We start from the raw sequence: 6035 nt of genomic DNA, 5'->3' as shown, positions 1-6035 counted from the left end.
TTGGCGTCCCCTAGGGGAGTCGAACCCCTGTTTTCGGCGTGAGAGGCCGATGTCCTAGGCCACTAGACGAAGGGGACGCAGGGCCGTGCGGAACGGGCGAAAGTCATAACCCTTCGCCCGCCCGCGATCAAGGAATTTGCTAGTCCCTCACCGGGCGGGCGCCGCCTCAGGCGGCTTTTTGTTAGCCCCTCACCGGGCAGGCGCATCCGAGCCCTTGGCCTCCGTCCCCGTCCCGGGGGCGGCTTAGTGCCAAATCACAAAAGGCTCATCCGGGAGTTCCGATTACTGCGGGTCTGACCCCGATTAATTTATCGCCATCACATTTCGCGACTTTACCGAACGAGCACAGCAGACGACCGGGTCAAGTGGCCCAGCGAACAGAGTGAGTGGCTGCTTGACGCGGCGGCGGCTCCAGACGCTATCAAGCGACCGGAAGCCATCCTTCCGGTCTGCCTAACGGCGAGTGCCTCCGTGCACTTGGTCAGCCGCTCGCGGCTCTCTAGTTCTAGCTCGCCTCCGCCGGCGGCGCGCCGGGCGGGATCGGCAGGCCTTGCAGCGAGGGGTGGCTGCGGGCGTATTGCGGCGGGTAGGGGGCCTGGGCGCCGAGTTCCTCGGCGGCGCGCCAGGTCCAGTGGGGGTCAAAGAGGAACCCGCGCCCCAGGGCCACCATGTCGGCCTGGCCCGAGCGCACGATGGTTTCGGCCTGTCGGCCACTGGTGATCTGACCCACCGCCATCACCGCCATGTCGCTCACCTCGGCCTTGATGGCGGCGGCGAAGGGGACCTGGTAGCCGGGGCCGCTCGCGATCACGGCGTCGGGGGTGGCGCCGGCGGACGAGACGTCGATGAAGTCGCAGCCCGCCGCCTCGAGAGCCTTGGCCAGCGCAATCGATTCGTCCAAGGTCCAGCCGCCTTCGACCCAGTCGACGGCCGAGATGCGCACGCCCAGGGGTTTTTCGTCGGGCCAGACCTGGCGCACCGCGGCGAAGATCTCGAGCGGGTAGCGCATGCGGTTTTCCGTGCTGCCGCCGTATTGGTCGCCGCGCTGGTTGGACAAGGGCGAAAGGAACTGCTGTAACAAATAACCGTGGGCGGCGTGGATCTCGAGGATCTCGACGCCGATCTGGTCAGCCCGCCCGGTGGCCTCGACGAAGCAGCTCTTGATGCGCCCGAGGCCCGCCTCGTCGAGCTCCTCGGGCGTCGGAGAGGCGTTGGAGAAGGCAATGGCCGAGGGGCCGACCACGCTCCAGCCGCCGTGCTCGGGGCCCAGCACGCGGTGTTCGTTCCAGGGCTGGCCGGTCGAGGCCTTGCGCCCGGCGTGGGCCAGTTGCACGCCAAAGGGCACGTTGCCGTAGCTTTGGCGGAACTTGACCAGGCGGCCCAGCGCCTGGGCCGTGTCATCGGACCAGAGCCCGATGCAACCCGGCGAGATGCGGCCCTCGGGCGAGACCGACGTGGCCTCGACGAACATGGCGCCGGTGCCGGAGACGCTCAACTGGCCGTAATGCATCAGGTGCCAGTCGTTGATGACGCCGTCGTTGGCGCTGTACTGGCACATGGGCGCGATGGCGATGCGGTTGGCGAGCTCGAGGCCACGCATCTTGAGAGGCGAAAAGAGAATGCTGCTCATGAAACCCTCGGGGTTATTATTGTGGTGCTATGCGGCGGCCTGGCGGCCGGCCGCGGCGATGAAGTCGGACACCGCGGCGTCCGTTGTGTTGAAGGCGGTGACCAGGCGGATCAGCGGCTTGGCGGCGCTGCCGCCGGGCCAGCGGTGGAAGCTCTGGCCCTCGGCCTCGAGGCCGGCGACGACGGCTTCCGGCAGCGCCATGAAGATCTCGTTGGCCTCGACGGGGTGGCCGAGCTCGGCGCCCGGCAGCTGCAGCAGGCCGGCACTGAGTTGCTGGGCCGCGGCATTGGCCTGGCGGGCGTTCCTGAGCCAGAGATCGTCGCTGAGATAGGCCTCGAGCTGGGCCGAGAGGAAGCGCATCTTGGAAAACAGGTGCCCGCCCTGCTTGCGCCGGTAGGGAAAGGTCTCGGCCAGTTCGGGCCTGAAGAAGACCACCGCCTCGGCCGCCATGGCGCCGTTCTTGGTGGCGCCGAAGCTGAGCACGTCGACGCCGGCCCGCCAGGTCGCATCCGCCGGGCTGCAATCGAGAAAGGCCAGCGCGTTGGCCAGCCGCGCGCCGTCCATGTGCAGCGCCATGCCGTAGCCCCGGGTCACTTCGGCCAGGGCCGCGATCTCGGCCGGCCGGTAGCAGGCGCCGAGCTCGCTGGCCTGGCTGATGCTCAGGGCCGCCGGCTCGACCTGGTGCGGCGGCCGGCTGCCGGTCAGCGCCAACGCGGCGGCCAGGACCTCGGGCTCGAGCTTGGCGTGAGGGCCATTGAGCGGCATCAGCTTGGCGCCGGTGAAGAATTCCGGGGCGCCGCACTCGTCTTCTTGGATGTGGGCCTCGGCGTGGCAATAGATGGCACCAAAGCGCGGCGTCAGCATGCTCAGGCCCAGCACGTTGGCAGCAGAGCCGGTGGCCACCGGGAAGACCGCTACCTCGGTCTCGAAGACCTCGGCGAAGCGGGCCGCCAGACGGCCTGTCCAGGCATCGGCGCCATAGGCCCCGGCGCTGCCCTGGTTGGCGGCCTCCAGGGCCGCCATGATCTCGGGCGAGACGCCGCTCACGTTGTCGCTGCCGAAGTTGGCCGGATGGTTCATTCGTTGGTCCCGGTCGTCTGTTCCCGTGGCGAAAGCCGCCCTTCCTATCACGCTTCGCCGGAAGTTTCATCGTCGACGACCGCCAGTTCCAGCGCCTCGAAGTGGGGCTCGGGCTCGGCCGAGAACAAAAAAGCGCCCGTGGCGCCAGCGGCGCGAGGGCCGGATACCGCCGTTAGCAACCAGGCCAGTTCGGGCTGCCAGGCCCGCGAGAGATCGTGGGCCGAAGGCTCGGCCGGGCCCTCGGGGTGGGAATGGTAAAGGCCGATCAGGCGCTGCTCGCTCGCGCGCAAGGATTTGTGCAGCCGCAACAGCAGCGCCGGGTCGACCTCGAAGCGGCGGCGGCGATCCTCGGCCAGGTTGGGGCTGGGGTGCAGCGCCGTCAGGCGCAACAAGTCCGCGCCTTCCCCCACCAGCAGGCCGCAGGATTCTTCCGGATAGGCCGCCTCGGCCGCTGATTCGATGGCGCGCAGTTGCGATTTCGTAATGCTCAGTTTGCTAACCGCACTTGCCACTAGCGTTGCTCGGTGCGGATGATGCCGATTTCCTGGCCGGTCCTCAGGTCGAAGATGTGGATGCTTTGCGTTTTGTCGGCATGCTCGACGTGCAAGGACAGGCGGTGTTCGTGCATTTCCGTATCGGCGATCCGGCTGCCCGGCGGCGTTCGGAACGTGACCTCGCCGAAGCCCTGGGTGTCGGCAGCGACCGGCTTTTCTTCGGCCAACGAAGCACTGGCGCGCTGGATGATGGTATAGATCACCACGGCGAAACCGACGACGATCATCACCGCCATGACGATGACCAGAAGCTTGAGCGCACGGTAGTCTTGTTTCAAAACCCTTTATCTCCGCTGGCGAAGGGCGATGACCGATACGGTTGAACACACGGTAACGGTAGGAAAAACCGGCTCAGCCGGTGGCCGCGCCCGCCTCGACAAGGTGCTGGCCCAGGCCCTGCCGACGCTCTCGCGCACGCGCCTCAAGGGGCTGATCATCGCGGGCCAGGTGCGCAGCGAAGGCGCGACGATATCGGACCCCTCGGCCGGGGTCAAACCGGGCCAGGTGCTGGTCGTGGCGGTGCCGCCGGCCGTCGAGGCGGTGCCGCTGGCGGCCGACATGGCGCTCGACGTGGTCTACGAGGACAGCCACCTGATCGTCATCGACAAGCCGGCCGGGCTGGTCGTCCACCCGGCCCCGGGCAACCCCGACCGCACGCTGGTGAATGCGCTGCTGGGCCATTGCGGCGCCAGTCTTTCCGGTATCGGCGGGGTGCGCCGGCCGGGCATCGTGCACCGCCTCGACAAGGACACGTCCGGCTTGATCGTGGCGGCCAAGAACGACGCCGCCCACCAAAGCCTGGCGGCTCAGTTCGCCTCCCGCAGCATCGAGCGTCTTTATGAAGCGGTGGTCTGGGGCAACCCGGCGCCGCTGGCCGGCGAGATCAGCGGCAACATCGGCCGCAGCCCGCGGAACCGCAAGAAAATGGCAGTGGTCGCCGGCGGCAAAGCGGCCCTCACCCGCTATCGCGTGCTCGAGCGCCTGGGGCCGGCCAGCCTGATCGAGTGCCGCCTGGCCAGTGGCCGCACCCACCAGATCCGCGTCCACCTGGCGCACCGCGGCCACCCGCTGGTCGGCGATCCGCTCTACGGCCGCGGCCGCCGGGCCGCCGCCAAGGATCTCGACGCCGGCACCCGGGCCGCCCTGGCCGGTTTCCGGCGCCAGGCCCTGCACGCCCGCACGTTGGGTTTCAAGCATCCGGCCGAGGATCGCACTTTAAGCTTCGAGCGCCCGCCGCCGGCCGACTTCGCCGCGCTGTTGACGGCGCTAAAACGGATCTCATGAATTGAGATCCGTTTTAGCTTTTTTGCCGCTCACGGCGGCGGGAGTCTTATCGCTCACGGCGGCTCCGCTTCGCTCCGCAGCCTGCGCGGGCGCGCCGCAGTAGCGGCGGGTCGCGGTCGCTCCCGTTGCACCAAGACCAAGTAGAAAAAGCCACAAGTGGCGGCAGCTCCAAGCCGCCCCCGGGATGGGGGCGGAGGCCAAGGGCGCGGATGCGCCCGCCCGGTGAGGGTCCACACAAAAAGCCGCGTGAGCGGCTGCCGAATTTTCTGTCTCCATCCTTGAAACCGTGCCCGCCAGTCCCTTAATGCTTTATTGGTCCGAATTTTGTAGATTCGGGCCGCGGGGGGTTTTTTACCCACAGCGGCGAAACGACTAGGGACCCCGGGAACGCGGGATCAAGCCATGGCGCGAGAAGTCATTCCGGTAATCACGCCCGAAGGGTCACTCTCGCGCTATCTGCAGGAGATTCGCAAGTTCCCCATGCTCGAGGTCGAGCAGGAATACATGCTGGCGCGCCGCTGGCAGGAGCATGCCGACGCCGATGCCGCGCACCAGCTCGTCACCAGCCACCTCAGGCTGGTGGCCAAGATCGCCATGGGCTATCGCGGCTATGGCCTGCCGCTGGGCGAGCTCATCTCCGAGGGCAACGTCGGCATGATGCAGGCGGTCAAGCGCTTCGACCCCGAACGCGGTTTCCGCCTGGCGACCTACGCCATGTGGTGGATCCGGGCCTCGATCCAGGAATACATCCTGCATTCGTGGTCGCTGGTCAAGATCGGCACCACGACGGCCCAAAAGAAGCTTTTTTTCAACCTGCGCAAGATCAAGGGCAAGATCAAGGCCATCGACGACGGCGACCTCAAGCCTCATCAGGTAGAGCACATCGCCACCCAGCTCAATGTCCCGGAAAAGGACGTGGTGCAGATGAACCGCCGCCTGGCGGCGCCCGACCACTCGCTGAACGCGCCCTTGCGCATCGACGGTGACGGCGAGTGGCAGGACTGGCTGGTCGACGAAGCGCCCGACCAGGAGACCACCTATGGCGAGTCCGAGGAGTTGGCCGAGCGCCGCGAGATGCTGGAAGCGGCGCTGGCCGACCTCAACGAGCGCGAACGCCACATCCTGGGCGAACGCCGCCTCAGCGAGGAGCCGAGCACGCTGGACCAGTTGAGCAAGGTCTACGCCATCAGCCGCGAACGGGTGCGCCAGATCGAGGTCCGGGCTTTCGAAAAGCTGCAAAAAGCCATGCGCAACATGGCCCATGAGCGAAGAGCTAGACCGGATCAAGATCCGGGTTAGTTTTTGTCGCTCACGGCGGCTCCGCTGCGCTCCGCAGCCTCCGCGGGGGCGCCGCAGTAGCGGCGGGTCGCGGTCGCTCCCGTTGCACCAAGACCAAGCAGCAAAAAAACACACTGTGACGGCGTCGCTAAGCCGCCCCCGGAACGGGGGCGGAGGCCAAGGGCGCGGATGCGCCCGCCCGGTGAGGG

General features: G+C 67.4%; 6 protein-coding genes and 1 tRNA gene. 2 read left to right on the top strand and 5 right to left on the bottom strand.

Features of this window, described 5'->3' with window-relative positions:
• Position 1: 1 nt before the first annotated feature.
• From QGG75_19925 to QGG75_19905, 5 genes are all read right to left on the bottom strand, one after another.
• Positions 2-77, bottom strand: a tRNA-Glu gene (locus tag QGG75_19925).
• Positions 78-505: 428 nt separating this feature from the next.
• On the bottom strand, positions 506-1630 hold the full coding sequence (locus QGG75_19920; GenBank protein MDP6069498.1) for an NADH:flavin oxidoreductase/NADH oxidase: 1125 nt from the start codon (positions 1628-1630) through the stop codon (positions 506-508).
• A 27-nt stretch (positions 1631-1657) separates the two neighbouring features.
• Positions 1658-2710 carry a beta-eliminating lyase-related protein gene (locus QGG75_19915; GenBank protein ID MDP6069497.1) on the bottom strand — a complete coding sequence of 351 codons (1053 nt, stop codon included), beginning with the start codon at positions 2708-2710 and terminating at the stop codon, positions 1658-1660.
• A gap of 47 nt (positions 2711-2757) precedes the next feature.
• Positions 2758-3222, bottom strand: coding sequence for a M67 family metallopeptidase (locus QGG75_19910; protein MDP6069496.1), 465 nt, complete (start codon positions 3220-3222; stop codon positions 2758-2760).
• Positions 3222-3542, bottom strand: a complete 321-nt coding sequence (locus tag QGG75_19905; protein ID MDP6069495.1) for a hypothetical protein — start codon at positions 3540-3542, stop codon at positions 3222-3224. The genes QGG75_19910 and QGG75_19905 overlap by 1 nt, the downstream gene beginning before the upstream one ends.
• A gap of 28 nt (positions 3543-3570) precedes the next feature.
• Here QGG75_19905 and QGG75_19900 point away from each other — a divergent pair, with 28 nt between their 5' ends.
• Both QGG75_19900 and rpoH read left to right on the top strand, forming a co-directional pair.
• Positions 3571-4548, top strand: a complete 978-nt coding sequence (locus QGG75_19900; GenBank protein MDP6069494.1) for an RluA family pseudouridine synthase — start codon at positions 3571-3573, stop codon at positions 4546-4548.
• Positions 4549-4950: 402 nt separating this feature from the next.
• Positions 4951-5847: an RNA polymerase sigma factor RpoH gene (gene rpoH, locus QGG75_19895; protein ID MDP6069493.1), complete on the top strand. Its 897-nt coding sequence runs from the start codon at positions 4951-4953 to the stop codon at positions 5845-5847.
• The last annotated feature ends 188 nt before the right edge of the window (positions 5848-6035 follow it).

It is taken from the genome of Alphaproteobacteria bacterium, assembly GCA_030740435.1.
Taxonomy (GTDB): domain Bacteria; phylum Pseudomonadota; class Alphaproteobacteria; order UBA2966; family UBA2966.
Note: the sequence above shows the minus strand (reverse complement) of the source record. Positions and strands in the feature narration are given on the sequence as shown.